Annotated in this window: 27 protein-coding genes; 14 read left to right on the top strand and 13 right to left on the bottom strand. The window is 38.9% G+C overall.

What is annotated here, in order from left to right; genetic code table 11:
• Positions 1-830: 830 nt before the first annotated feature.
• Positions 831-1586 (top strand): MBL fold metallo-hydrolase, encoded by a 756-nt coding sequence (locus SOI84_RS01960; RefSeq protein WP_320674732.1) that lies wholly within the window; start codon positions 831-833, stop codon positions 1584-1586.
• Positions 1587-2089: 503 nt separating this feature from the next.
• Here the strand turns inward: SOI84_RS01960 and SOI84_RS01965 are convergent.
• The 3 genes from SOI84_RS01965 to SOI84_RS09995 are packed head-to-tail and all read right to left on the bottom strand — an operon-like array spanning position 2090 to position 4248.
• On the bottom strand, positions 2090-2335 hold the full coding sequence (locus SOI84_RS01965; protein WP_320674733.1) for a 2Fe-2S iron-sulfur cluster binding domain-containing protein: 246 nt from the start codon (positions 2333-2335) through the stop codon (positions 2090-2092).
• The gene (locus SOI84_RS01970) at positions 2335-3849 is read right to left on the bottom strand and encodes a cobyric acid synthase (protein WP_320674734.1); all 1515 of its coding nucleotides are present in this window, start codon (positions 3847-3849) and stop codon (positions 2335-2337) included. The genes SOI84_RS01965 and SOI84_RS01970 overlap by 1 nt, the downstream gene beginning before the upstream one ends.
• Complete coding sequence (locus SOI84_RS09995) at positions 3850-4248, bottom strand: Npun_F0494 family protein (protein WP_414153605.1); 399 nt, start codon at positions 4246-4248, stop codon at positions 3850-3852.
• Positions 4249-4292: 44 nt separating this feature from the next.
• Between SOI84_RS09995 and SOI84_RS01975 the strand changes: the two genes are divergently transcribed.
• Positions 4293-4910: a nucleoside triphosphate pyrophosphatase gene (locus tag SOI84_RS01975; protein ID WP_320674735.1), complete on the top strand. Its 618-nt coding sequence runs from the start codon at positions 4293-4295 to the stop codon at positions 4908-4910.
• Positions 4911-5045: 135 nt separating this feature from the next.
• Here the strand turns inward: SOI84_RS01975 and psbC are convergent, their stop codons facing one another.
• Both psbC and psbD read right to left on the bottom strand, forming a co-directional pair.
• Positions 5046-6434: a photosystem II reaction center protein CP43 gene (gene psbC / locus SOI84_RS01980; RefSeq protein WP_320674736.1), complete on the bottom strand. Its 1389-nt coding sequence runs from the start codon at positions 6432-6434 to the stop codon at positions 5046-5048.
• Positions 6418-7473, bottom strand: coding sequence for a photosystem II D2 protein (photosystem q(a) protein) (psbD, locus tag SOI84_RS01985; RefSeq protein ID WP_320674737.1), 1056 nt, complete (start codon positions 7471-7473; stop codon positions 6418-6420). Before psbD ends, psbC begins: the two co-directional genes overlap by 17 nt.
• A 234-nt stretch (positions 7474-7707) precedes the next feature.
• Between psbD and SOI84_RS01990 the strand changes: the two genes are divergently transcribed.
• Together SOI84_RS01990 and SOI84_RS01995 are read left to right on the top strand one after the other, a co-directional pair.
• Positions 7708-8232: a photosystem I assembly protein Ycf4 gene (locus SOI84_RS01990; protein ID WP_414153606.1), complete on the top strand. Its 525-nt coding sequence runs from the start codon at positions 7708-7710 to the stop codon at positions 8230-8232.
• Positions 8232-8933, top strand: coding sequence for a peptidylprolyl isomerase (locus SOI84_RS01995; protein ID WP_320674738.1), 702 nt, complete (start codon positions 8232-8234; stop codon positions 8931-8933). Before SOI84_RS01990 ends, SOI84_RS01995 begins: the two co-directional genes overlap by 1 nt.
• A 36-nt stretch (positions 8934-8969) precedes the next feature.
• Here the strand turns inward: SOI84_RS01995 and ilvN are convergent, their stop codons facing one another.
• Positions 8970-9500 carry an acetolactate synthase small subunit gene (ilvN, locus tag SOI84_RS02000; RefSeq protein WP_320674739.1) on the bottom strand — a complete coding sequence of 177 codons (531 nt, stop codon included), beginning with the start codon at positions 9498-9500 and terminating at the stop codon, positions 8970-8972.
• Positions 9497-10453 (bottom strand): alpha/beta fold hydrolase, encoded by a 957-nt coding sequence (locus SOI84_RS02005; RefSeq protein ID WP_320674740.1) that lies wholly within the window; start codon positions 10451-10453, stop codon positions 9497-9499. The genes ilvN and SOI84_RS02005 overlap by 4 nt, the downstream gene beginning before the upstream one ends.
• Before the next feature lie 345 nt (positions 10454-10798).
• Between SOI84_RS02005 and petM the strand changes: the two genes are divergently transcribed.
• From petM to infA, 4 genes are all read left to right on the top strand, one after another.
• Positions 10799-10897: a cytochrome b6-f complex subunit PetM gene (gene petM / locus SOI84_RS02010; RefSeq protein ID WP_320674741.1), complete on the top strand. Its 99-nt coding sequence runs from the start codon at positions 10799-10801 to the stop codon at positions 10895-10897.
• A gap of 54 nt (positions 10898-10951) precedes the next feature.
• Positions 10952-11914: an NAD(P)H-binding protein gene (locus SOI84_RS02015; RefSeq protein WP_320675323.1), complete on the top strand. Its 963-nt coding sequence runs from the start codon at positions 10952-10954 to the stop codon at positions 11912-11914.
• A gap of 65 nt (positions 11915-11979) precedes the next feature.
• Entirely contained in the window at positions 11980-12195 is a 216-nt protein-coding gene (locus SOI84_RS02020) for a hypothetical protein (protein WP_320674742.1), read from the top strand.
• A gap of 159 nt (positions 12196-12354) precedes the next feature.
• Entirely contained in the window at positions 12355-12624 is a 270-nt protein-coding gene (infA, locus tag SOI84_RS02025; RefSeq protein WP_320674743.1) for a translation initiation factor IF-1, read from the top strand.
• 192 nt (positions 12625-12816) lie between these two features.
• Here infA and SOI84_RS02030 read toward each other — a convergent pair whose 3' ends face one another.
• Both SOI84_RS02030 and SOI84_RS02035 read right to left on the bottom strand, forming a co-directional pair.
• On the bottom strand, positions 12817-13059 hold the full coding sequence (locus tag SOI84_RS02030; RefSeq protein ID WP_320674744.1) for a hypothetical protein: 243 nt from the start codon (positions 13057-13059) through the stop codon (positions 12817-12819).
• A gap of 100 nt (positions 13060-13159) precedes the next feature.
• Complete coding sequence (locus SOI84_RS02035) at positions 13160-14521, bottom strand: DEAD/DEAH box helicase (protein ID WP_414153615.1); 1362 nt, start codon at positions 14519-14521, stop codon at positions 13160-13162.
• 181 nt (positions 14522-14702) lie between these two features.
• Here SOI84_RS02035 and SOI84_RS02040 point away from each other — a divergent pair, with 181 nt between their 5' ends.
• A complete protein-coding gene (locus SOI84_RS02040; protein ID WP_320674745.1) occupies positions 14703-14879 on the top strand; it encodes a hypothetical protein in 177 nt (58 codons plus the stop codon).
• 4 nt (positions 14880-14883) lie between these two features.
• On the opposite strand, the gene SOI84_RS02045 is transcribed toward SOI84_RS02040, so the two are convergent.
• On the bottom strand, positions 14884-15462 hold the full coding sequence (locus tag SOI84_RS02045; RefSeq protein WP_320674746.1) for an EF-1 guanine nucleotide exchange domain-containing protein: 579 nt from the start codon (positions 15460-15462) through the stop codon (positions 14884-14886).
• Positions 15463-15585: 123 nt separating this feature from the next.
• Here SOI84_RS02045 and SOI84_RS02050 point away from each other — a divergent pair, with 123 nt between their 5' ends.
• From SOI84_RS02050 to SOI84_RS02065, 4 genes are read left to right on the top strand one after another with little or no spacing between them, the layout of a single operon-like run.
• Positions 15586-16719 carry a Re/Si-specific NAD(P)(+) transhydrogenase subunit alpha gene (locus SOI84_RS02050; protein ID WP_320674747.1) on the top strand — a complete coding sequence of 378 codons (1134 nt, stop codon included), beginning with the start codon at positions 15586-15588 and terminating at the stop codon, positions 16717-16719.
• Between the two features lie 5 nt (positions 16720-16724).
• Complete coding sequence (locus SOI84_RS02055; protein WP_320674748.1) at positions 16725-17030, top strand: NAD(P) transhydrogenase subunit alpha; 306 nt, start codon at positions 16725-16727, stop codon at positions 17028-17030.
• Positions 17027-18469, top strand: coding sequence for an NAD(P)(+) transhydrogenase (Re/Si-specific) subunit beta (locus SOI84_RS02060; protein ID WP_320674749.1), 1443 nt, complete (start codon positions 17027-17029; stop codon positions 18467-18469). The genes SOI84_RS02055 and SOI84_RS02060 overlap by 4 nt, the downstream gene beginning before the upstream one ends.
• A complete protein-coding gene (locus SOI84_RS02065; RefSeq protein WP_320674750.1) occupies positions 18453-19556 on the top strand; it encodes an alpha/beta hydrolase in 1104 nt (367 codons plus the stop codon). Before SOI84_RS02060 ends, SOI84_RS02065 begins: the two co-directional genes overlap by 17 nt.
• Positions 19557-19673: 117 nt before the next feature.
• On the opposite strand, the gene SOI84_RS02070 is transcribed toward SOI84_RS02065, so the two are convergent.
• The gene (locus SOI84_RS02070) at positions 19674-20912 is read right to left on the bottom strand and encodes a 1-deoxy-D-xylulose-5-phosphate reductoisomerase (RefSeq protein ID WP_320674752.1); all 1239 of its coding nucleotides are present in this window, start codon (positions 20910-20912) and stop codon (positions 19674-19676) included.
• 93 nt (positions 20913-21005) lie between these two features.
• Between SOI84_RS02070 and SOI84_RS02075 the strand changes: the two genes are divergently transcribed.
• Positions 21006-22331, top strand: coding sequence for a sodium-dependent transporter (locus tag SOI84_RS02075; RefSeq protein WP_320674753.1), 1326 nt, complete (start codon positions 21006-21008; stop codon positions 22329-22331).
• A gap of 14 nt (positions 22332-22345) precedes the next feature.
• On the opposite strand, the gene cysS is transcribed toward SOI84_RS02075, so the two are convergent.
• Both cysS and polA read right to left on the bottom strand, forming a co-directional pair.
• Positions 22346-23884 (bottom strand): cysteine--tRNA ligase, encoded by a 1539-nt coding sequence (gene cysS, locus SOI84_RS02080; RefSeq protein ID WP_320674754.1) that lies wholly within the window; start codon positions 23882-23884, stop codon positions 22346-22348.
• A gap of 12 nt (positions 23885-23896) precedes the next feature.
• Positions 23897-26863: a DNA polymerase I gene (gene polA, locus SOI84_RS02085; protein ID WP_320674755.1), complete on the bottom strand. Its 2967-nt coding sequence runs from the start codon at positions 26861-26863 to the stop codon at positions 23897-23899.
• Positions 26864-26875 lie beyond the last annotated feature (12 nt).

The raw sequence follows: 26875 nt of genomic DNA on the forward strand, positions 1-26875 counted from the left end.
GTTAGGATTCAAGTAAACAAAGAGGTAATACCATTATTAATGGTAAAGAAATTACATATTATCTTAAACTCAATCAAGTACTAGGGGCCTTGTAAATAGACCTTATATATGGTCTTATTCTTATGTTACTTGCTTCAAAATCTAGGAGATTATGATTTCAGAGCGAAAAAAAACATGTGACTTGTCCAACATAAGCAGCAATATTCCATGCTTATGTGAACATTGTATTCACATAAGAGCGCAGCAAGTAGAAAGTGAAAAGATTTGGATAAAGAAGCACTTAGATTTTGATCGTTAGCTCTATGTAGTCTTCATCTCTTAAATGTTATCTTAATGCCGTAAATATATTATTGCTTTTACCTAAAGAAAATTGTTTCTTGGTAAATATGGAAGTTAAGCTTTTATAAATTTTCCTAAGATAATTATGTATATAACTTCTATAGAAATCACCAAAAGCCTTACCCGTAGAATATGTTTTGTGAATTAGGCCAGCTATAAAATTGAATAGCCATATTGAAATTATCACAGTAAGTATGCCAGAAGTCATTGAATATATTCTGCTAAGATTCTCTTGTAAGGGAGACAAGAAATGTAAATAATTGGTGAAATTCATGAAATTCTAACCATAAAAAAGGTTTCAGTCTGATTGCTTAGAAGGCAACTCTTATTACCCATTAAGACAATGTTTGCCGAAAAAGCAAGTTTATTGCAAATTCACTTAACTGACAGAAAGGATCTCTTCCTAACCAAGAAATCAAATCGGAAAAGAACCCCGGTTCTGCAATCTTTGTCTGTAAGAATAGAAAGTAAGTCTGAAAAGAAATTAGGCCATGAAATCTTCTGCAAAGTATTACGGCTCAAACGGATGGCTACTGGTAATCGGAACTAGGAGAGTCCTTATCGATCCTTGGTTGATAGGGTTGTTGATATTTCCTCCAGGCAAATGGCTCTTTTATGGCAAGCAAGAGAAAGATTGGGAAATCCCAAAGAATATTGATCTTATCCTTTTAACGCAATCACTTCAAGACCACGCCCATGAACCTACATTATCTAAGATAGATAAAAATACTACTGTAGTATGTCCACCTAGCTGCATAAAAAAACTAAAAAAAATTGGCTTCAATGATATCAATGCATTAAGTCCAGGCGATAATATAATTTTAAAAGGACTAGAAATAGAAGCTACATCTGGAGCTCCAGTACCTATTATTGAAAATGGCTATATGTTGAAATGTAATGAGATTAGTTTTTATATAGAACCTCACGGCTATCTTGATCGAAAACTAGAATCAGCAAAAGTTGATGTTGTTATTACACCCGTGCTCAATTTATATATTCCGATTATAGGTAAAATTATTCATGGCAAAGACGTTTTACCAAAGATCATAGATTTATTTAGTCCAACTATGATACTTGCAAGCACAACTGGAGGAAATATTTCTTTTGGGGGTATTTTAAGTAAGTTTATTTCCTCAGAGGGTAGTCTTAAAGAAGTGGAGGGATACTTAAGTTCTACTTGTCGTATAATAAATCCAATCCCTGGGGTAAAATACCTAATTAATAATAATCATGGAAGTAAAATCTAGTACCAATAATTTAGTTTCAGAATCATTGAAAACTTCAATTATACTTAGCTGCATTCTTTTTGTTAGTTTTACTATCGGAATCCTGTTTCCTTTGGAAATCGCGCTTGACAAAATTATTTCTCTAAATCCTCTACCAAAATACTATTTCCCATTATTTCTTCTTATCGGTTTGATTCTGCCGGTTGTGATTAGGATTGAAAACAACAAAAAGCATCCCTTTAGAGAACCCTTAAATTCATATCTTATACTTCTGGTTGCACAAATACTCAACGAAATCACTTATACATTAATAATTGGTAAAGCAACTAGTGTTATTGTAGGTTTTCTATTTACTTTATGCAGGTTGTCTCAGATAAGGAAAATAATTATCAGGACAAAGGAGAATGGTTTGAAAAGACTATTTAGTCTCTTACTAATCTTATGGAGTATTAATATCTTTAACATCTTTTTTAATAGGCTTCTACCTTTAATAAATCATCAAACCATTTAAATTTAATTTCTATTTACCAATAAGGGTCATCTACAAATGAAACATGTAAAGGAGTATTTTTACTTTTCTCGATTGTACTAATACAAGCTCTTATAACCTCTCCATTAACCTCAATCTCACATGTTCCACAACTACCACCCAAGCAGCCAGTGGGAATTTCGATGTTTCTTCTAGAAGCGACTTCGAGCCAGGAAGATCCTATTTCCTCATAACTAATCTTCCCATCAGGCCATATCACCTTTAACAATTCATTCTTCATCAGGATATAGCCTTTCCCAAGTGAATATGTCTTTCAAAAGCGTCCGCGAGAAAATCAATTAGTGCTTCTCTTTGCTTTGAATAATGAGGTAGATCAATATTTAAATCAGCCAAACCTTTCCTCATTCTAATAGTATTAATCCATGTTCTTCTCCAAGTGCCATTATCAAATATACCATGCATGTATGTTCCCGAGATAACACCACCACCCTTATTTTCCAAAACAAGGCCAAGAGATGGGTCCTCAAACATAAATTCAATTTCTCTCGGAATATTTATAAATGAAGACTTGCCACGGTGCATTTCAAAGCCTGAAACTGTTGTTTTTACTGGCCAATTTGAAAGGGTTTCTCTTCTTTCTAATTTCTTTACTTCGTCAAACAAAGTGTTTATAGGAAGAAACCCAAATCCTGATAGAGATTCTTTTTTAAATCTGAAATTCGAGTTTTCTACATTAGCAGGATCACTTAATCTATTGCCTAACATCTGGAGCCCCCCACATATCCCAAATATATTGCCCCCCCCTTCAACATAATTATTTATCTCCTCAAAACTAGAAGAATTCTTAAGTTCCATTAAATCTGAAATAGTTTGCTTGCTACCGGGTATTACAACTACATCAGGATTTCCAATGGATTTGCCTGGCTCAACCCATTTAAGTTTAATCGTAGGTTCAGCCTCTAAAGGATCAAAATCTGAAAAGTTACTAATAGATTTAAGGCGTATCACAACAACTTCAATATCATAATCCCAATTGTTATTAGACCTATTTATGAGGTCTAATGAATCTTCGGCAGGAAAAAGTTCATTTAGCCATGGTAATACACCAATAACTGGTAATCCTGTTTTAGCCTCAAGCCATCTCCGGCCATCTTCAAAAAGTTCTATTCGGCCACGAAACTTATTAATTATAATTCCCTTAATTAACTTTCTTTCTGAAGGGCTTAGAAGGTCTAGGGTGCCAATTATTTGAGCAAAAACACCACCCCTTTCGATATCAGAAACTAATATACATTGTGCTTTTAGATACTGCGCCAATCTAAGGTTGGTTAAATCTCTTCTTTTTAGGTTTACCTCAACAGGACTTCCAGCGCCCTCAAGAATAATGCGAGAATTATTATACTTTCTGACTAATTGGTTAATACCTCTTTGTATAGACCTCCATCCTGGTAAAAACCAATCCTCATAGTAAGTTTCGGCATTTGCTATCCCAACAGTCTTACCAAGATGAATCACCTCACTGGTGTGGTCTCCTCGTGGCTTAAGCAAAACTGGGTTCATAGAGCATTCAGGAAGCACTCCCGCAGCCCAAGCCTGAAAAGCCTGTGAATAGGCCATTTCACCTCCATCCTTATCAACCCATGCGTTATTACTCATATTTTGTCCTTTAAAAGGAATTGGAAACTCTCCTCTCCTTAAAAGGACCCTGCATATAGCAGCAACTATTAAAGATTTACCTGATCCACTGCTGGTCCCAAAGACCATTACCGGTGGTTTACTGAGTGATTTAATCATCTAATTTAGCCAATACAACCTTATCCAATTGCAAAAAAACTCCAACGTAGAAGCTCTTTCAGCAGTTAATGAAGGGTATCTTTCGAGTAAGAATCTTCCTAAAGGTGTAATTCTAATTTGACTGGTAATACCTTGACCATCCACTTCCCGCCTCATAATTCCAATCTTGATCATCCATCTAAAGGCTCTTTCAACAGCACTTGAGCTCTTATACCATCTTGATCCAGCCTGACAATAAAGAGTCCTTTGGGAGAAAACGCAAATTGCATTTAATCCCCTCTCACAAGCATGCGTGTAAAAAATGGAATTAAAGGGAAGACTCCTAATGGTCACTACAGCCCTAGAAACACTCCTCGGGTTATAAAACTGCGTCTTGTTTAGCAAGGTAGAATTTTGCAAATCAAATGTTTATTGTCAACCAATAATATTAGGCAAAAACGTAAATGTTGATCCTTGCTTCAGAATCTATTCCAAGGCACAAGCTTTTGAAAGCCTCAAATATCGACCATATGATAGTCAAGAGTGGAGTAAATGAAAATAATTTTCACGCTGAAGACCCTAGAGAATTAGTTATAAAACTTGCTAAAGCCAAAGCTAAAGGCGCCAAAAAAATTCTCGACTCTTCTAATGAGGAAAATTTTAAACCTTGTATTTACAATGCAATTCTAGGCTGCGATTCAATGTTTGAATTGAATGGTCGAATTTATGGTAAACCAAAAAATGAGGCTGAAGCTTTAAAAAGATGGTTAGGAATGTCTTCTAATATTGGAATACTTCATACAGGACATGCCCTTTTACTGTCTAAGCCAAGAAAAGGGCTTGATACCAACAACAAAAAATTAATAACAGGTATTGTTAGTACAAAAATTTATTTTGGTGAAATTAGTAAAAAGGAAATAGTTAAATATATAAAAACTGGTGAGCCTATGAATTGTGCAGGAGGTTTCGCCATAGAAGGGGAGGCAGGCTGCTTTATAAAACGAATAGAAGGTTGTTATAGCAATGTAATTGGATTAAGCCTACCTTGGCTAAGAGGAAACTATATAATTCATTATGATTAACCCTTCATTATTTTTCTTCTTAAGAATAAGAAAAGAGTTAATAACTAAATCCTGATTTTAATTGTCAATAAAAAAGCCCTGCCTATAAAGGCAAGGCTTTTTTATTGACATAAAGCATCTTTAAAGATACATATATCAATCTAAATCTGGCATTGCTAAAACTGGTTCAGTCTTACGATCAATACCTTTCTCAAAACCAGCAGCTGCTGCTCTAGCTCTACCTGCATGCCATAGGTGGCCAATAAAAGTAAACCAACCAAGGAAGAAATGAGCTGAAGCAAGCCATTGACGCAAATTAACGAAGTTAACAGCGTTTGGCTCTGTAATAATGCCGCCTACAGAGTTAATTGAAGCGTTAGGAGCATGAGTCATATATTCTGCAGCTCGGCGTATTTGCCAAGGCTGAATATCGTTTTGGAGTTTATCCAAGCTCAAGCCGTTAGGACCACGCAAAGGTTCTAACCAAGGACCACGGAAATCCCAGAAGCGCATAGTTTCTCCACCAAAAATGACTTCCCCAGTAGGAGACCTCATTAGGTATTTACCCAATCCAGTTGGACCCATTGTTGAACCGATGTTTGCACCGATTCTTTGGTCTCTAACAAGGAAGGTAAAGCTTTGAGCTTGAGAAGCTTCAGCGTTTGTAGGGCCGTAGAACTCAGAAGGATATGCAGTGTTGTTAAACCAGATGAATGTCGAGGCGACAAAGCTGGCAACGCAAAGTCCGCCAAGGGCGTAACTCAACAAAGCCTCGCCATTCCAAATGAATGCTCTTCTAGCCCAACCAGAGGGCTTAACATTCATATGGAAATGTCCACCTATCAACTGACCAATTGCGAGCCATACGTGTCCTCCAACAATATCCTCCATTGAGTTAACTCCAACAATCCAGCCACCACCACCCCATGGGGTATTGGAAAGCCAATAATGAAGCTTAATTGGATTCAATGTTGGATTAGAGATCAAACGAACAGCTCCTCCTCCTGGTGCCCATGTGTCATAGGCGCCACCAAGGAAAATCCAATTGACTGAAAATAGAAGTGATCCCAAGCCAAGTACACAAAGATGTCGTCCAAGGATCCTGGACATCTGATCCTTGTCGCGCCAATCCTGAGAAAAGAAAGGAGATACTTCTTCTAATCTTGCAGGGCCATAAAGAGCATGGAAGATTCCTCCAAGACCCAATACAGCTGATGCAACTAAGTGAACTACACCTGCTGCAAAAAATGGATAAACATCTACTACTTCACCACCTTGACCAATACCATAGCCAAAGGTTGCAACGTGAGGCATAAGGATTAAACCCTGCTCCCACATAGGCTTATCAAAGGTGAAATGGCTAACCTCATAAAGGAGCATTGCTCCGGCCCAAAAGACCATTAGGCCTGTATGAGCAATATGAGCACCTAAGAGCCGACCTGAAAGGTTAATAAGTCGGGCATTACCTACATACCAGGCATAGCCTGATTCTTCAAAACTCGCATTTTCGAGATTGAAGAGTGTTGGTTTAGAGGGCGTTTCCACGTGGCAATACCTCCTCTGGGAATACAAAGTTTTCGTGAGGCTGGTCCACAGAAGACATCCATGCACGCATACCCTCATTTAGTAAGACGTTTTTGGTGTAAAAAGTCTCAAACTCAGGATCTTCAGCAGCTCGGATTTCCTGGCTGACGAAGTCATATGCACGAAGGTTTAAAGCAAGACCAACAATTCCAATGGATGGTGCCCACATGCCCATGACAGGCACGAAAAGCATGAAGAAATGAAGCCAGCGCTTGTTTGAGAAGGCGATTCCGAAAATCTGACTCCAAAAACGGTTTGCTGTAACCATTGAATAGGTCTCTTCTTCTTGGGTTGGATCAAAAGCTCTGAAAGTAGTGCTCTGATTACCATCCTCATAAAGGGTGTTTTGAACGGTTGCTCCATGAATTGCACAAAGAAGTGCACCTCCAAGAATTCCAGCTACACCCATCATATGGAAAGGATTTAGTGTCCAGTTATGGAATCCTTGAATGAAAAGGATGAAACGGAAAATTGCTGCTACTCCAAAAGATGGAGCAAAGAACCAGCTGTGCTGTCCCAGTGGATAGATCAAGAAGCAGGCAAGGAAGACTGCAATTGGAGCTGAGAAAGCTAGAGCGTTGTAAGGGCGAATCCCAACCAATTTGGCAATCTCAAATTGCCTGAGCATGAAGCCAATTAGTGAGAAAACACCATGCAGAGCTACAAAGTTCCAAAGTCCGCCAAGTTGGAACCAACGAACAAAATCACCCTGGGCCTCAGGTCCCCAAAGTAATAAAAGGCTGTGCCCCATTGCATCTGCTGGGGTGCTAACAGCGGCGGTAAGGAAATTGCAACCTTCAAGGTAAGAGCTGGCTACACCATGGGTGTACCAGGAAGTAACAAATGTAGTGCCGACAAACCATCCGCCTATAGCCAAATAGGCCGTTGGGAAAAGCAGAAGGCCGGACCAGCCAACAAATACAAAACGGTCGCGCTTTAACCAGTCATCGAGGACGTCGAACCATCCTCTTTGTGGTGCGCTTCCTACAGCGATCGTCATAGGAGAAATCGGTGCGGGTGAAACACAAGCTGTTGGATACCAGGAGAGATTAACAATGTATAAGGGTGATTTGGGGAAAAAACATGATGAGCTGAAACCCCTTGTAGTGGTATTGAAATTTTAGGTTGCGTCAGTTTTCGCCAAAAAGCCCTTTATCAGGGGGAAAAGAGCCTTAAATTAAAAAAGCTACAAAACAGCTAGGCACTAAGTTCAATTAACGAAAATGAATCAAAAATGGATCTAGAGCAAAAAATCCGCGGTTCAAGAAAGCCCTCAAATATCGTAATTGGAGTGCTATTGCTGCTAGGGGGGACAGGTTTTGTCCTTGCCTCAACCTCAAGCTACCTAGGCAGAGACCTTCTCCCCTTAAGTCATCCCTCAACTCTTTTATTCATTCCACAAGGATTGATAATGGGTTTATATGGGGCAGCTGCACTACTACTAGGAATTTACCTTTGGGCCTTGATATCCATAGACTTTGGAAGCGGGCTAAACAAATTTGACAAAAATACTGGTCTTATAACGATAACCAGAAGAGGTATTTTTAGAAATATCTCCATAGATATTCCTATTAAAGATGTAACAGCAGTAAAGCTAGAGGTAAAGGAAGGTCTAAACCCAAGAAGAAAAATCTCGTTAAGAATCAAAGGACGAAAAGACTTACCAATTTCAAGAGCAGGAAGTCCCCAGCCGTTAATTGAATTAGAAAAAGAAGGAGCTGAGCTAGCCAAATTCTTAGAAGTAAACCTAGAAGGCTGATGACTTCATTACATTCAAGAGTCGTGTCAAGCGGATTATTTTCAATATTTTTCAGTATGATCTTACAACTTTTATCAGGCTGCAGTCAGCCAAATCAATCATCAATTCAGGAAATATGCAAATCTAGAAATTTTAGTTGCATAAATAGCCGCGTAAACATACAAATTGTTACTAGCAAGGGGATAATAAAGGTTGAAATTGATGGCGCTAATGCTCCTGTTACAGCAGGCAACTTCCTAGATCTATTAACTCATGAAATCTACGATAAAACGGTATTTCATAGAGTAGTCAAATATCCTACGGAGTTTGTTATTCAAGGTGGGGATCCATCTTCAAATGACCCAAATACACCTAAATCTGATTACGGGAAAGGTAACTTTATTGACCAGAATACGGGTGAGTTCAGATATATTCCTCTGGAATTCAAACTAAAAAGTGAACGTTACCCAAGATACGGAAAACCGATTAAGGATACTAAAGATCTACAAAACCTTTCTCTTCCACATAAAAAAGGTTCTATTGCAATGGCAAGATCTCAAGCTCACAACTCTGCTAGTGCACAATTCTATATAGCACTAAGAAATCTACCTGAACTAGATGGTAGATATTCTGTATTTGGAAAAGTAATAGAAGGAATGAATGTTGTTAACAAGATTAATGAGGGCGACATTATAGAAACTATAAGAATATCACCTAAATAGAGGAATAATTCTAATTTAGAATGTATCTACTAAAGTTTAAGTAGGAAGCCTTCCGAGGCTAGGAGAAACCTTTAACATCTCTGTGTTGACACCTGAGGCTCTTTCAAGAGCTACTTTTCCTGTACGGGCTATTTCCAAAATCCCATATGGGGCTAATAATTTTTCTAATGCAACAAGTTTTCCAGGGTCACCAACAACTTCAAGAGTTAAGGCTTCATCTGCAACATCAACAACTTTAGCTCGAAAAACTTGAACCAAATCAAATATTGCACTCCTCTTTTGAGGGGGTGCACTAACTTTTAAAAGCATTAATTCTCTCTCCACAGCAGGAATGGTCGAGAGATCTAAAACCTGCAGAACATTAACTAATTTGTCCAGTTGTTTAGTCATCTGTTGGAGAGTGTGGTCATCTCCATCTACAACCATCGTTAACCGGGACCGGCCAGGAGCTTCAGCCAGGCCAACAGCCAGACTATCGATATTGAATCCTCGACGTGCAAAAAGTCCTGCGATCCTGCTAAGTGCGCCGGATTCATCCTCCACCAGCACTGAAAGAGTGTGCTTCATAAGGTTTTCTCTTGTTTCTTGAAATTTAGGTCCAACCACCTCGACACAATCTCATTAAAGCTATCGGAAGCTTCATCATGTGGGCAATGGCCAGTGGTTTCCATTACGGAAAAATTAATCCAAGGATGTTTTTTCCTTATGTAGTTACCAACGTTGAAAGGGACAAAACGATCTTGTCTTCCCCAGATCAATAAGAACGGGGTCCTTCCTGACATTTTTTCTAAATCCCTTATTAATTCAGGGGCTGTGGACGAATTAGAGCGCAAACTCATCCCAACGCACATTGCACGTAGAGAACCAGCTGCTGATGATCTCTGGGCTGAATCAGTCACGATACTAAGAAGCTCCTTATCATGGCCAACCTTGCAAACATAAGCAGCCTGAAGGGCCTTTTTTATTAGAAAGGTTCTTGTAATGAGAGGCAAAATAAGTTCTATTGGAAGCAAAAAGAAGAAAATTCGGATAATTTTTTCCTTTAGAAAACGAAGAAGCTGAGACCTTATTTCAATTTGATTTCCCATTAAAGCTGGATCTGGAAGAGGAGCTGCCACGACAGCCGCTACAGATTCAGGTTCTCTGACATTTGCAGTCAGAGCAACTAAACCCCCTAGGGAGTTGCCTATCAAAACGGCTTTACCATTTACATCTGTCTGAACAATTTCTCTTAGAAACGCACAAACCTGCATACCCCAAATTTCATTATCCAACCCTTTCAAGGATTTTTGGATAGACGGTTGATCAGATTTTCCAAAACCAATTAGATCGAGAGCAAAGACCCTGTAGCCACAATTAGCAAAAAAAACTGCGTTTTTTCTCCAGTGAGCACTGCTTGCACCAAAGCCATGCAACAAAAGCATGGGCCTTTTATTAGACGTCCCAAGAACTCTCCAATGACATCTAAAACCACGCCAATTCCATAAATGAAACTCTCCCCAACTGGAGTTTCCTTGCATAGGATTAAAGAGTGACGATGAATCAATTCGCACTAAAGCAACTATGCCCTAATAAGGTTTACTCACATGACGAATGATAATTAGTCATGTGAGTAAATTTCTAAGGATATCTAGAAAAGAACTACAAATCAAAGAAGTCCTTTTGGGCTTTAAGGCCGTTAAAACAGCAAAATAAACAAATCTCACCTTAAAAATCATTAGTTCCCAAGTAAATGCTTAGGAAATCAAGGAATCGGCAATCCAACTATATTAATCAAAACCACTACTCCTGTAAAAAAGCTGGACGCATAGAGAAAAACCAGTCCATTAGGGTCTTAAATAGTATAAAAGGAACTTAAAAAAAAAATGGCTACAGAGATCTTTGGAATTGCAGCTGTATTTTGGGTTCTCATACCCTTAGGACTAGCTGGAGGTGCATTACTACTAAAGCTTCAGGGTGATTGATTTCGCGGTTTTGCATAGCTCCTATTAAGCTCCTCGGTTGTAATGACAATTTCTATGCAGGTTCTGGTTATTGGTGGAACCGGCACACTTGGAAGGCAAATCTCCAAAAGTGCAAGTGATGCGGGCCATAAGGTTCGCTGTATGGTTCGTACACCTCGCAAAGCCGCCTTCCTACAGGAATGGGGCTGTGAAATCACCCAAGGAGATTTGCTTGAGAAAGATGGAATCAACTATGCATTGGAAGACATAGATGCAGTTATTGATGCTTCGACAAGTAGACCTGACGACCCGAATAGCGTCTATGAGACTGACTGGGATGGAAAGCTAAATTTATATAGAGCCTGCGAGAAAGCAAATGTAAAACGAGTAATTTTTCTGTCTCTGCTTTCCGCCGAAAAACATAGAGAAGTTCCTCTAATGGATATTAAATATTGCACAGAAAGACTATTAGAAAATTCAACTCTCGACTACACCATCCTTCAAGGTGCAGCTTTTATGCAGGGAGTAATTGGACAATTTGCTATACCAATACTAGATAGTCAAACGGTCTGGATAAGCGGAACGCCAACAAAAATCGCTTACATGAATACCCAAGACATGGCACGCTTTGCTGTATCAGCTCTTGTAAACAAAGGAACAATTCGAAAAACATATCCTGTAGTAGGACCTAAAGCATGGAATCCAGAACAGATAATAAAATTGTGTGAAGAAGCTAGTGGTAAAACTGCCAAAACAATCCGCGTCTCACCATTCCTAATTGGTATAGCTCAAAACCTTGTCTCATTTTTTGAACCAACTGTCCATGTAGCTGAAAGACTTGCTTTTGCAGAAGTTACTGGGGGAGGTATCAAGCTTGATGCTCCAATGGAGCAAACCTATAAGGACTTTGATTTGGACCCAAACAAAACAACAACTCTTGAAAGCTATATATCTGAGTACTACGAAATGATCATCAAGAGATTGCGAGAAATGGAAGCAGACCTTGACAAAGAAACCAAAAAGAAGCTCCCCTTTTAAAACTCAAAGGCTTGCATTTCATTAGTTTGTTTGTACTATTAAGGTGCACCTGAAATCTTGAATTCGTGTCTATAGCACAAATAAAAAATCTCACTCGGCGTCTGGAGAATCTTGCCAAGGAAGCGTCATCAGAGCTAAACAAAGAGTGTGGGCATGATCTTTGGAAAAATATTGGCTTTGATGCATTTGATGGTATTGAAAATCCAGAAAAACGAGCCAAGGCAAACTACTACTTTGGTCAATGGCAAACAGTAAAAGAGCTGCAGGAAGTCATTGGCTGATTACACAAGAGATGCCTAGGATGATTAGCCAAACTAAGGTGTTTTTGAAAAACGATTATCGGAAAAAGCATTGCTCTTCTTGATAAGGATTTATTTAGAGTGGAATACATGCAGAGCAGTCCCTAAACTAGAAAATGTAATTAACTTGGAATTGAGGAAATGATTGAAACAGCGGGAGTGATAGAGAAAGAGCAAGGAAACGGTTTCTATCTGGTCACACTCGAGCAGCCTGAAGGACATAAGTGCTTATGTCGTGCAGCAGGCAAGTTAACCAAATTCCGCATTAAGTTGCTTGCAGGTGACAAAGTCCTCGTTGAGATAAGTCCCTACGATCTAACAAGAGGAAGGATCACCTATAGAGAGAGGAACTCAGGAGGCCCTGGTGGCAGAGCTGGTGGTAATAGGCCTGGTGGTCCTAGGAGAAGATAGGCATTTATCCAATGAATAAACTTCTATTTCTTACTCTTTCATCTTGAGTAAAGATATTGGTGGTGGAATTAAATCAAATTTGATTAAAGCTTCGTCTAGTAAGCTGAGATGGTGATATTGGTTTCAAACTGACTTAATAGAAATAATCCATATAAATAAATAGCACCTAGTGAAATTTAATAAATATAAGAATCAAATTTCTAACATTTCGTCAGCATCATCTTGCTGATCAAGTTGAAACTTGGAAAAATCTGGAACTTTAAGAGCATTTACACTTAGTAAGTCTGGTTGATCTCCAATGCAAGTAATCCACTCACGAAATTCTTGAGTAACGGCATAACTGTCCTCATATTGCTCAAAGCTATCTAAAACTCCAACCCTTGTTGAAGCCCAAAAGGTAGAAACACTTATGCGGCGTTTGAGTGAAGCATCCATAATGTTGTCCCCATTTGCGCCCTACATTGCTAGCTCATGGGGAGAAAAGCGAGATTTCTTCCAAATAATCTAATTTTTATCTACACATAAAGACATTAAGCTACAAAAATCCCGGAAGTTCAGCACGTCTCAACTTGATCATTGCCCCTGCAGCATCATGGACTGCTTCAAGTGGAAGTGACAAAGACGATGAATTAGCATTATTGAAATTCTCTATATCAAACCGCTCAAAACCTTTAATAAGATAAGGATTGGTAATTGACCAATTTCTAGCGAAACCAATCAAAAGAGGGTCTGCTGGAGAAAAAATATAGGAGGGCTCTCGCGGAATCAATTCCAATGAGGATCTCTCTGAAGACATTCTTACTGCCCTTGTTACTCCCTGTAAAAATCTAGTTTTTGTAACTACCGTTGTTAGATATGCAACAACACGTATTCGTGGCGCATCAAACCCTTCTGAGCACATATCAACACTTACCAACCAATCCGCTTTTCCGTTTTGGAAACGAGCAAGTTTCTCACAAGCATTAAGTTCCTGAGAATGCACCAGATCAACTTCATCCCCCTGCTCTTTCAAGAAATTAGATATTGAAATCGCATGGTCAATATCCTTTGCAATAACAAGGCCTGCAGCATTGCAGTGCCTAATTCTGACCTTATTAAGTCGTGATTTTGCTCGAATTATGATCTGTAATGCAATACTGCTCGAGTCAGATAGTTTTATAGCTCGGCGAAGATTTCTAGCACGCCACTGTTCTCTGGTCTCAGCTGATAAAGCAGAAAATTCTGTTTGAGAGCTTCCCTCTTTACGATGTTTTACGCACCCATCCTGAAATCTAAATTCAAGGGGCCTTACATCTCCTGATTGAATAAGTTCTTTAGGTTCAACGCATAGATCAGGTGTAATTTGTTCAACCATTTCTTCTCCGAACTGAATACAAACTCTCTTGCCTGAGCAAAAAGCCAAGTTATCTGCTCTAAAAGGCGTACCAGTAAGTCCCAAACGCAATTTAAAGTTTTTGGTTAATTCCAAAAAAGTTCTCCCCCAAACAGGACCATCTGGTTCCTCAGGATTAACGCCTAAATGATGTGCCTCATCAGCAATAGCTATCAATCCATCAGAATTAAAATTTCTTATGTAATCAAATAAAGCCAAATAATTCCTTGAAGCACTTTGATAAGTCACTAAAAGACCATCTGTATTTTCGAATGATTTTCCTTCTTTGAGATCATCCTCCCAATCAATAAATTTAAGGCCAACTAATGAGGCTGCTTGAAACCACTGTCTTTTGATGGTTTTTCTATGAGAGAAAACCAAGGATTTACTAAGTCTTCCTTCTTCCTTCATCTTCTTAAAACCCATCAAAGCACCAAGGGTTTTCCCAGCCCCTGGGCCAGCATGGACTAAAACATCATTGTCTACGCCTTTTTTAATTGTCAGGCGACGTCGTAAAAGTTGAATAAGGTGTTGCTGCCAAGCTCTTGGCCTAACAGAAGGCTTTTCATCAAAAGCATGAAGATCAAATGAATGATAAGAAATTGGCCTGAAATGAAGTTAGGCCTTTCTAACTATTCTTTTCCATGCTGGCATCCTTATTCTGAAAATAATGGGTGAATATCCATAAACCATCAGATGATGTGTCATGGGAAAGAAAAACCCAAATAAAGACTCACCTCTCAAAAGACGAGAGGTACTAGAAAGGATTTATTTAATTGATTGCGATATAGACCCCTTAATAATGAGAGCTCGGCTTCAGCGTCATCGTGGGGAAGAAAGATACGCTATTGCCATTGAATTAGAAATCACTCCAATAGTTTGATTGGCTATAGAGCCTCACTGTGATTTAGAAGTAAACGCTCAACCTCCTCTAAGCCCTCGGAAGCTGCTTTTCGAGCTGTTTCAAAACTTCCATTTGAAGAATTGATTAACTCATTGGCAACACGATCTAGCAAGTCCTCTTTTTGAGACTGCAGAAAAACGACTAACTCATCCTCAACAAGCTTTTTAACAGCTTTGGAGCGAAGAGTATCTTCAGTCGCTTCATCAAAAGTTCCTTGCACAAGCTCTTGTATAAAAAGCCTATGAACTTCGCTGCTGCGGAGGAAACTCTCAGTGGCATTAATAATGCCCTCTACTAAAGCTTCATCTGGCTCAGAACCTTTTTGATTAAATTTAAATTCCCAATCAAGATGCCTCTTCTGCCAGCCGGAAGAATGAAGACTTGGCATGACCGTTTGAGAAAACGTATCAATTGACATTTCATAAATTCTTTCTGCCAATCGCTCGCACCACTCTCGACCATGTCCTTTAAGGTTATTTTCCATGATGGATCGCTCAACTGCATGACCGCCATGATGGCTGTGGCAGACGCCATCAGGACACTCAATAGCTTTAAGTCCCATAAATAAAAAAAAGTTCCTTATTACTTACTAGCTAAAAGATTGAAGTCTGGGAAGGTTCTTTATAAAAGTTGCCTGATTTGGCTCACGAACCCTAATCTCGCTGAGTAAGCGAATTTTCTCTTAGTGAGAATACTAATCCCTTCAGAAACAGCTGCTGGCGAGACTCGTGTTGCTGCAACTCCTGAAACAACAAAAAAATTTGTAGCCCTCGAGTGCTCTGTACTTATAGAAAAAGGGGCAGGAATATTGTCAGGATTCTCAGATGAATCCTATGAAGCAGCAGGTGCAGAAATCCTAAGTCAGGAAGATCAAACATCTTGGGCAAGCGCTGATATTTTGCTTTGTGTTCAGAGACCCAATAAGAACTCGCTCAGAAAAGTAAAAAATGGTTGCATAATTGTTGGTCTTTTATCGCCTTATGGAAACAAGGAATTATTTGAAAGTCTTCAAGCAAATCAACTTTCTGCTCTCGCACTAGAACTCCTTCCAAGAATAAGCAGAGCTCAATCTGCAGATGCACTTTCATCTCAAGCAAATATTGCGGGCTATAAATCAGTATTAATAGGGGCTTCAAATCTCGACAGATATTTACCAATGTTGATGACTGCCGCAGGTACAGTCCAGCCAGCAAAGGTTGTTGTACTAGGGGCGGGTGTCGCTGGGTTACAAGCTATTGCAACTGCAAAACGTCTTGGTGCAGTGGTTTTCGTTAGTGACATAAGACCTGCTGTAAAAGAACAGGTTGAATCGCTCGGGGCAAAATTTATAGAGCCTCCAGAGCTAGATCAAAAGCCATCCGAAAGTGGTGGATATGCAAAGGAAGCCTCAGAAAAATTCCTTGAAGCACAACGTCAAAAGCTTTCTGACCAATTATCGGAAGCTGACTTGGCAATATGTACAGCTCAGGTTCCGGGAAAAAAAGCACCAAAACTTATAAGCAATGAAATGCTGGAAAGGATGAGGCCTGGCTCCGTTGTGGTTGATCTAGCAGTAGCTCAAGGAGGAAATTGTTCCGGGACTATTCCAAGTCAAATAGTTGAACGAAACGGAGTGAAGCTTATTGGAGCATCAGATCTCCCTTGTAGTGTGCCTAACCATGCAAGTACTCTTTACTCAAGAAACCTTTTATCCCTCTTAGGACCAATGATTAAAGAAGGAAACATTGATTTAAATACCGAAGACGAGCTTATTGATGCATCGCTGATCTGCCTAAATGGAGAGATTCGTTGCCCAGACTCATTAATCAAGGAGAATTAATCTAAATGTCCTTTTTAAGTGAAGCTCTTTGGGTACTACTTCTAGGTAGTCTTCTTGGATTAGAACTCATAGGCAAAGTACCACCCACTCTACATACACCATTAATGAGTGGAGCAAATGCAATTTCTGGAATCACAATCATCGCCGCTCTTACATTAGTAATAAAGTCTGGTGATCAGTTACCACTACAGATCATAGGATCACTAGCCCTGGGTTTTGCCTTATTTAATGTTGTAGGAGGTTTCTTGGTTACAGATAGAATGCTTGCAATGTTCAGCAGAAAAACGACACGAAAGGGGAATAGGAAATGAGCATTAATACAAATATAATCAAATATGCTATTGATTTATCAGCTGTACTTTTACTGTCCTTAGGCATTAAAGGATTGTCAAAAGTTAGGACCGCAAGAGAAGCGAATAGGCTTGCCGCAATAGCTATTCTCCTCTCGGTTATTGGTGTGTTTATTGTCTCATTCTCTAATCAATCTATTACCACTTCAGCATTAATATGGATAGCAATAGGGACTTCCTTAGGAGGGATTTTTGGAGTTGTAATAGCTCAGAAGGTACCTATGACTTCTATGCCAGAAACCGTTGCCTTATTCAATGGTTGTGGTGGTATGTCCTCACTACTTGTGGCTTTGGGAGTTTCATTATTTCCAATCACAGATCCCAATATAGAGAGTGGCAATGGAGTCATAGAAATACTTTCAATAATTACATCTATTTTTGTAGGGTCAATTACATTTAGTGGTTCAATAGTTGCGATGGCCAAGCTACAAGGTTGGCTATCAACCCCCAAATGGACACAAAGTAATTTACGACATCTAATTAATATTATTCTTGCTGTAATCTCCCTAGTTGCCGCTATTGAGCTGATCAGGAATAGTAATAATGGACTTTGGCTACTTGTAATTAGTTCAACATTATTGGGGATAGGAGTCACCTTGCCAATAGGAGGAGCAGATATGCCTGTAGTTATATCCCTATTAAATAGTTATTCTGGAGTTGCTGCAGCTGCAGCAGGATTCGTAGTAGGTAGTCAAATATTAATAGTAGCTGGTGCAATGGTAGGTGCAGCAGGACTAATACTTACCAAAGTTATGTGCGATGGTATGAATCGCTCATTAATATCAGTACTATTTGGAGGAGCACTAGGCTCAGGAGCAAACTCAGGCCCCTCCTCTGCTGGGGAATACTCCAACATTACAAGCTGTAGCGTTGAAGAGTGTGCATTAACAATAGAAGCCGCAGAAAGAGTAATTATCGTTCCAGGTTATGGACTAGCCGTTGCGCAAGCCCAACACACCTTGCGAGAAGTAACTAGAGCAATGGAGTCTGGTGGGATTGATGTGACTTATGCGATTCATCCAGTTGCCGGTCGCATGCCAGGACATATGAATGTGCTTTTAGCAGAAGCAGATATTCCATATGAGCAACTAAAGGAAATGGATGTTATTAATCCTGAATTCCCTGCAACAGATGTAGTAATTGTTTTAGGGGCAAATGATGTAGTTAATCCACAAGCAAAAACTGACAAAAGCTCTCCACTATATGGAATGCCTGTGCTAGATGTACAAGAGGCAAGAACCGTATTTGTTATTAAAAGAGGTATGAGTGCTGGATATTCAGGTATAAAAAATGATCTATTTGAACTCTCTAATACATCGATGGTTTTTGGGGATGCCAAGAAAGTACTTGGTGATCTTCTTGTGGAATTAAAAGAACTTGGTGTTGGCAGAAAAAATTAATATTAAAAATAAAGAGGAAGAATTACTTTTCCAAGAGGAATTTAGACAAAAATTTCCATGGATAGGTGGTGACTTACAAACACTCAGAGATACTTTCTATAAAGAAGATTTACCTTTTGAAAATGGCAAAAAGATTGAAATAGATGTCCCAGAAATGCCTAACAGGAAGGAAAGTTCAGGCAAGTTACTGGCCATACTTGACATGCCAAGTGGCAAAAAACTAAAGGCCCTTATCTTAATGATTCATGGGCTTGGTGGATCTACAAGGCGTCAGGGATTACGCAGAATGAGTCTCACTCTTCAAAAAGCTGGATTCGCTACATTACGACTAAATCTAAGGGGTGCTTACCCTGGAAGAGATCTTTCACCAGGATCATATGCTGCAGAGTGCAATAGTGATATAGAGCCTGTCTTGAAAGTAGCGAGGAATCTATGTAAAGAGATTGGCAATGATTATCTAATTAAAGAGAAGCCATTGCCTTTATTTGGTGCAGGCATATCACTTGGCGGTACGATACTTCTTAATGCTTGCCTCAAAATAAAGGATAACTCTGGTATTCAAGCTCTTGATGGGTTGGCTTGCACTAGCAGCCCTCTTGATTTAAGTATATGCAGTAAATCAATAGAAAGACCAAGAAATAAGTTTTACCAGAATTGGCTTTTAAGACGTCTTGTTCAACAAACTCTTGCTGACAAGACTGGTCTTAGTATAGATGAAAAAGAAGCATTAGAAAATGAGTTTAAAGGAAAAATTACCAACAAAAGTATCAAATCCTTTGATTCAATAATTACTGCTCCTAGGTGGGGGTACAAGAGTGTAGATAACTATTACCGGGCGGCATCACCTTTAAAAGATCTAATACTTAACAACCCAAATATCCCCCAGACTTTGTTTTTACAATCTGAAGACGACCCATGGGTACCTTCAGAGTCGGCAAAGCTATTAGCTGAAAGAAATTTAAACATAAATGATAATAATATTAGAGTAATTTTAAGCAAGCTTGGCGGTCACAATGGATTTCACGGCATTAATGGTTGCTGGGGTGATCAAATTGTGAAGAGATGGTTCGACTACCTTACATATTAAATATTTCCGGTCAAATAGCGATAAAGAAACAAATTATTTCTAAGATCTACGAAATTAAATTTAACAAGCATTCTAAAAGCTGCTGAATAATCTTAACTAGATTGATTATATAACCCTTTAAATTTTCATTCTAGTAGTACCTTTCTTCACAATTTCTTGTACTTTCATCCGCGACCATTTGTCAACATTAAGTACGTCAGCTAAAGAGGGTTCTTTTACTAAGTCTTGCCTATGTAGATCGCAGACAACCTCAATAATTTGGGGGATATCTAGAAAGTGAATCTTTTCTTGAAGAAACTGTGATACAGCTTCTTCATTAGATGCATTCAATACTGCTGGCATTGTTCCTCCAGTCCTACCAGCTGTAAAGGCTAGTTCCATACAAGGATATTTTTTCGTGTCAGGAGCCTTAAATGACAGTTCACCTACTTCAGCAAGATTTAACCGGCTCCAAGGGGTCTCAAACCTACAAGGCCAACTCAAGCAGTAAAGAATGGGCAATTTCATATCAGGCCATCCTAATTGCGCTAAGACTGAAGTATCTGAAAGTTCAATCATTGAGTGAATAATGCTTTGAGGATGAATAACAATTTCAATCTGGTCATAATCAATTCCAAACAAATAATGCGCTTCAATCACCTCTAGACCTTTATTCATAAGAGTTGCAGAATCTACTGTGATTTTTCTTCCCATACTCCAATTTGGGTGACTGGTTGCATCAGAAACTGTTGCCTTCTCGAGATCCTTGGCGGACCAATCGCGGAATGCGCCTCCTGAGGCTGTCAAAAGAATTCGTCGCAGCCCTGGAGTAGGCACTCCTGTTGAAAGTCGAGCATTTTCCGCCCAAGGAGTTCCTTGAAGACATTGAAAAATAGCCGAATGCTCAGAATCAGCAGGCAACAAACGACTCCCACTCTTCTTTAATTCCGGTAAGACAACAGGCCCAGCAGCAATAAGAGTTTCTTTATTCGCCAAAGCAAGGTCTTTTCCTGCTTTTATTGCAGCAAGAGTTGGAAGAAGACCAGCACAACCAACAATTCCAGTTACGACCAAATCCGAGTGATCCCATGAAGCAACAACCTCAATACCAGAAGGTCCACCAAAAATTTTTGGGATTTTAAAGCTTGAGTCTTCTAAACTCACTTGAGTTAACCTTTCACTGATCTCTGGCAAAAGGCTTTCATCAGCCAATGCAATCGCTTCAGGTTGATGCCGTTTGATTTGCTCAGTAAAAAGAGAGAGGTTTCGACCTGCGCTTAGAGCTACAACCCTAAACTGTTCTGGAAACTCTTCTACAATTTCTAGGGTCTGGGTGCCGATTGAGCCCGTCGACCCTAAAACGCTTATAGCTTTCACTCTTTTTCAAGCAGATAAACCTAGTCTCACATCAAAAGGTTGGATCTTGAAAGATTAAACTCATATTAAAACTGAAAAAAAGCAAGAAAAGTTATGGCCGTAAAAGAAAAATGGCGTTCAGGAATGGGCTTTGCTCTTGCAGCCGCAGGGAGCGCTGTTGGCCTTGGCAATCTATGGGGCTTTGCTTATAGAGCCTCACAAGGAGGTGGTGCAGCATTTTTGCTTCTTTACATAATTATTGTCTGCTTGGTCTGCTTGCCAGTACTTGTTGCAGAGATGGTTTTAGGAAGGAGCACCGGCAAAAGTCCTCTCCTCGCTCCAGTGAGCTTTGCAAATGAACGATGGAAGCCTATGGGTTTTTTATTTGTTGTGGCCTCATGCGGAATACTTTCTTTCTATGCAGTACTTATGGGGTGGACAGCGCACACGCTTATTCATTCAATCTTTTTTGGACTGCCAGTTGACATGCCCTCAGCTGAAAAATTCTTTCAAGGTCTAAGTACAGGAAAAAGCGTACTTTTGGGGCAAGTCTTAAGTTTATTTCTTACAGGTTCAGTAGTAGCTGCAGGAATAAAGGGTGGCATTGAAAGGCTTACACGATGGTGCATGCCATTACTATTTTTCTTATTAGCAGTACTTGCTTTATGGGCGGCAACTCTTCCAGGAGCTATGGAAGGGTATAAGACTTTTCTTCTTAGATGGGATATTCAAGAATTACTAAATCCAACTACGGTACGGAATGCATTCACACAAGCATTCTTTTCTATTGGGACTGGAATAGGTTGCATTCTTGCTTATTCAGCATATCTAGATAGCCAAAATAAAATTCCTAGAGAAGCTATTGCAGTGGTAGGTATGGACACATCAGTCGGACTACTTGCGGGAATGATTACGTTCCCGGTTGTAATGAGTTTTGGACTTAAAGATGTCGTTACAAGTTCAACAGTTGGAACCCTTTTCATTTCTTTACCAACAGGACTTTCTTCTCTAGGTGTAACAGGTCAAATAGTTGCAATATTGTTCTTCTTTTTAGCTTATATAGCAGCTTTAACATCTTCAATCTCATTATTAGAAGTACCTGTAGCTTCACTAATTGACAAACTGGGCTGGAAGAGATCTAAATCTGTATGGGTCTCGAGTTTCCTAATATTCATTACTGGCCTACCTGCTGCTCTTGATCTAAAAACTCTAGGAAGAATGGATGCAATTTTTGGTGGAATTCTATTAGTTTTTGGAGGTTTACTTTTGACAATTCTTTTAGGGTGGATATTCCCACGTAAATTTGATTTAGATTTAAGCAACTGTAATACGTCTAAGCCTATAAGAACAAGTTTAAAATTTATGCTAAGATGGATTTCTCCGCCGGTTATTTGCTTTGGATTAATAGTAAGTATTTATGATCTAATATACAGTTGGTGAACATAGATTAAATTTTAATTCTTTTTAATCCATTCAGTATCTCCACCTGGCTTATCAAGCAATTCTATACCCATTCTAGAAAGCTCATCACGTATATGATCTGCTTTTTCAAAATCCCCTTTAGATTTCGCATATCTTCTTTCTTCAATTGAACTATCAATATAATCTAAGTCTATACCGAGTTCATTAAATGACAACTTGTCATTCTCCTTTTCAGGCTGAAGACCAAGAACCTGAGCAAATTCAAGAAGTAATTTCCAGCGTAAAAAAGTTTGATAGCTTTCATCCTCAGGGCAAGAAAATCTTACACCCCTTTGTAATTGATTAGCCAACGAACGCAGTGGTCTCGCAAGTTCAAAAAGGACTGAAAGTGCACCAGATGTATTTATATCATCATTCATAAATTGAATAAAGCGATGACGTATATCAAGCAAACTTATATTGCACTCAAGGTTACTATTTTCAGAGACTTCTGGTTTTGAAGATTTGTATTTAGACCAATCAAGCAAATTGTCATATACAAGACCTAGATTCAAAGCAGAATTAAGGCCTCTCCAACCAAAAGAAGCTGCTTCAATAGATTTTTCATTGAAGTCAACCGGCTTTCGGTAATGTGCCTGTAAAACAAACATTCGTAATGTCATCGCAGAGACACCTGACTTAAGTAATGAACGTATTGTTGTGAAATTCCCCAAAGATTTACTCATCTTCTGACCAGACACATTAACCATTCCGTTATGAAGCCAATAACGAGCTAGCTGCTTACCAGTAGAAGCCTCAGACTGAGCGATCTCATTCTCGTGATGCGGAAAAACTAAATCCGCTCCGCCTAAATGTATATCTATGCTTTCCCCAAGTTCTTCTAGGACCATTGCAGAACATTCAATATGCCAGCCTGGTCGGCCATCACCCCAGGGAGAAGGGTAACTGGGTTCTCCAGACTTTGCCGACTTCCATAAGGCAAAATCAAATGAACTACGTTTTCTATGCTCCTCACTTTTGGCTACTCTGCCCTCAGCATTAATTTGCTGAGCACTAAGATCTCTTCCGCTTAATTGACCATAATTAATATGTTTAGGGACTGAAAAGTAAACATCTCCTTCAACTGAATAAGCAACACCCTTTAATTCCAAGTCAGCTATCAACTCTCTAATAGAGTCAAGACATTTTGTTGCTCGTGGCATTCTATCAGGGCGCATAATACCTAATTCATCCATATCTTCATGAAAAGATCTTATGTTTCTATCGCTGACTTCTTCCATAGAAATGCCCTCATCAGCTGCCTTATTTAATATTTTATCGTCTATATCTGTGAAGTTTTGAACAAAAACGACCTCATAACCAATCCAAATTAAATATCTTCGAAGAACATCCCAAGCAATATAACTTCTAGCATGACCTAGATGACATAAGTCGTATACAGTAACACCGCAACAATAAATACTAACCTTACCAGGTTTTAAAGGCCTAAATATTTCCTTTTTTCTTGTAAGTGTATTAGTTAGCCATAAAGGATCTTCTTTTAGATTTTGAGTCTTATTAAGTTTAGGCATGACAAATAATTGTTACTTTTTGGTCTCCATCCAGTTTCTACCTATACCTGTCTCCACAAGCAAAGGTACTGAAAGTTTAACGGCTTTTTCCATAGTTTGTACGACTAACTCTTGAACCTCATTCAAAACAGAAGAATGAACCTCCAAGACTAATTCATCGTGGACCTGTAACAACATGCGGGCTGGTAACGAGGATCGAAGAAGTACTTCATGAAGGTCTATCATCGCAACCTTAATGATGTCAGCGCTAGATCCTTGTATAGGAGCATTCGCCGCTGCCCTTAACTGTTGAGCCTCCATCCCTGCTCTCCTCGCAGAAATCAAATCAATTTCGTAAGGATCTTTTCCAAGAAGACGTCCAAGTCCATTCCTATCAAAGCTAAAAGGACGCCTTCTACCCATAATGGTCTCAACATAACCTCTGGTCAACGCAAGTCGCTCTTGATATTCAAGGTATGAAAAAACTTTCTTGTATCGCTTGTGAAACTTATCTAGAAAGTTCTTGGCATCTATATTACTTAACCCGGTTGAACGTGCCAATCTTTGAGTTCCCATGCCATAAATAACGCCAAAGTTGATTGTTTTTCCTAATCGCCTATCTTCATCTGATATTAATTCCTTTTCTAGAAGAATTCGTGCTGTCAAAGAATGAACATCATCTCCATTTTGATAAGCTTCTAAAAGAACTTCTTCCCCTGACAAGTGTGCAAGTATACGAAGTTCAATTTGCGAATAGTCTGCACTCAAAAGTTTCCATCCATCTTGAGGAAGAAAGGCTTCTCTTATTCGCCTACTAAACTCTGTACGAATAGGAATATTCTGTAAATTTGGATTGCTACTGCTTAGCCTTCCTGTTGCTGTAACAGCTTGATTAAAGTCAGTATGAACACGTCCTGTCTCAGACTCTACTAATTCAGGAAGTGCGTCAACATATGTTGTCAATAATTTATTAATTGTTCTATGCTGAATCAATAAAGGAATAACATCATGATCATTTTGAAGTTTTTCAAGAACCCTTGCATCTGTACTCCAACCTGTCTTAGTCCTTCTTGACTTTTTACGATCAAGTTTCAACTGTTCAAATAACAACTCGGCAAGTTGCTTCGGAGAAGATAAGTTAAATTCACCACCAGCAAGCTCACAAACTTGCTTTTCAATTAGTTTCAGACTATCTAGAAACTCTGTTGATAGTTTTCTCAAATATGGAATATCTATCGTTATACCTGTAGCTTCCATAAATGACAAAACTATCTCCAAAGGTCCTTCAATCTCATTATAAAGTTTTAGAAACTTAGGTCCTCTAAGCTCCATTTCCCTTAAAAGCAGAAAGGATAATTTACGAGTCAAATAAACATCCATTCCGCAATAAAGGCTTGCATTCTCAATAGAGAGATCTGCGAATGTAGAGCCCTTCTTAACTAAATCATTAAACGAGGTGGGTTTATAATCAAAATACTTCTTAGACATAAATTCTAAGCTATGTTTTGATGTGGGATTTAACACATAATCTGCAATTAAAGTATCCAAAACAACTCCCTTTAAATCAATGCCATGTCTCAATAAAACCAGTCTGTCGTATTTCGCATTTTGAAGTACTTTTGGATTCTCTTCACTTGTGAACCAAGGATTTAATAATTTCAGCACGTCCTCTAACTTTAATTGTTGATTATCCTCTGAGGAATCTAATTGAAGATCTGCCTTGTGACCAAGAGGAATATATGCAAGATCCCCTGCCCCTTCTCCCCAGCACAAACCTATTCCTATCAACTCTGCTTGGAAAGGGTTAAGATCAGTTGTTTCTGTATCAATAGAAACAATCTTTTCAATTGATCTAAATTGAATTAAATTCTTAGCAATTCTCTTCAATTGATTAATCTCTTTGATAATTATTGGTTTAATTATTGGAATTGAGGTCGTAGGCAGAGAATTATCCTCTGAGACAAGACTTTGGTCTATAGGTTTAGATAAATTATTATCCTCATTTTTAGTAATCTTACTATTATGTAGATAGCCTCCTTCCGAAAAAGCTGCGCAAAATCCTGGGACTTGCCTAACCAAACTTGAGAGTTCAAGCTCCTCTAATGAAACTGAAAGGGCTTGTTTGTCGACTGACTTAAGTGGAATTATATCATCGTACTCTAGTGGTACGTCAATTAATATTTTCGCTAGATATTTTGACAAGTAGGCATTTTCCTTGTCATTAATTAACTTTGAAATCAGCGCTCCCTTTATTGAGCCAATTTTTGCTGTTGGTTTGCCCTCTTTAATTAACCCATCCAAAACATTATATATAGTATCTAAATCTCCATTCTCCTTAAGTAAATTTATAGCAGTCTTAGGACCCACTCCTTTCACTCCAGGAATATTGTCAGACGAATCACCAGTTAAAGCTTTCAGTTCAACAACCTTGGAAGGTGCTACTCCAAGTTTTTCGACTACACCGGACTCTTTAATTAATAAAGGGTCACTACTACTTGAATACCTACCTCCTCCCATATAGAGAACAGATATACCTTTTTGATCATCAACCAACTGAAACAAGTCCCTATCGCCAGAAAGAATAAAGACTTCCCAGCCCGCTAAAACAGCCTTGTTAGCGAGTGTGCCTAAAACATCATCCGCCTCAAATCCTGGGGCAACACATAATGGTAGTTTCAACTTATCGTTCAAAATTAATTTGAGCTGATTCAAATCCTCGAAGAAGATATCAGGAGCAACGTCTCTATTGGCTTTATAATTTGAGTCGGCCTTATGTCTAAATGTTGGTTCAGCCGTATCAAAGGCAATTGTCACGGCCTCAGGGCTAATGGATTTACAATTTTCCAGAAGTGATTTTAGGAACCCAAAAGTCACACTTGTAGGCTTACCTTCTTTAGTTGAGAGTCCTCCTTCTCCACCTTTTGCAAATGCATAGAAACTTCTAAAGGCTAGAGAGTGCCCATCAACTAATAAAAGTTTTCTTCTTTTTGTAGCTGACATAAAACATTCTTT

Origin of the sequence: Prochlorococcus sp. MIT 1341, assembly GCF_034092415.1 — a bacterium.
Lineage (GTDB): Bacteria > Cyanobacteriota > Cyanobacteriia > PCC-6307 > Cyanobiaceae > AG-363-P08.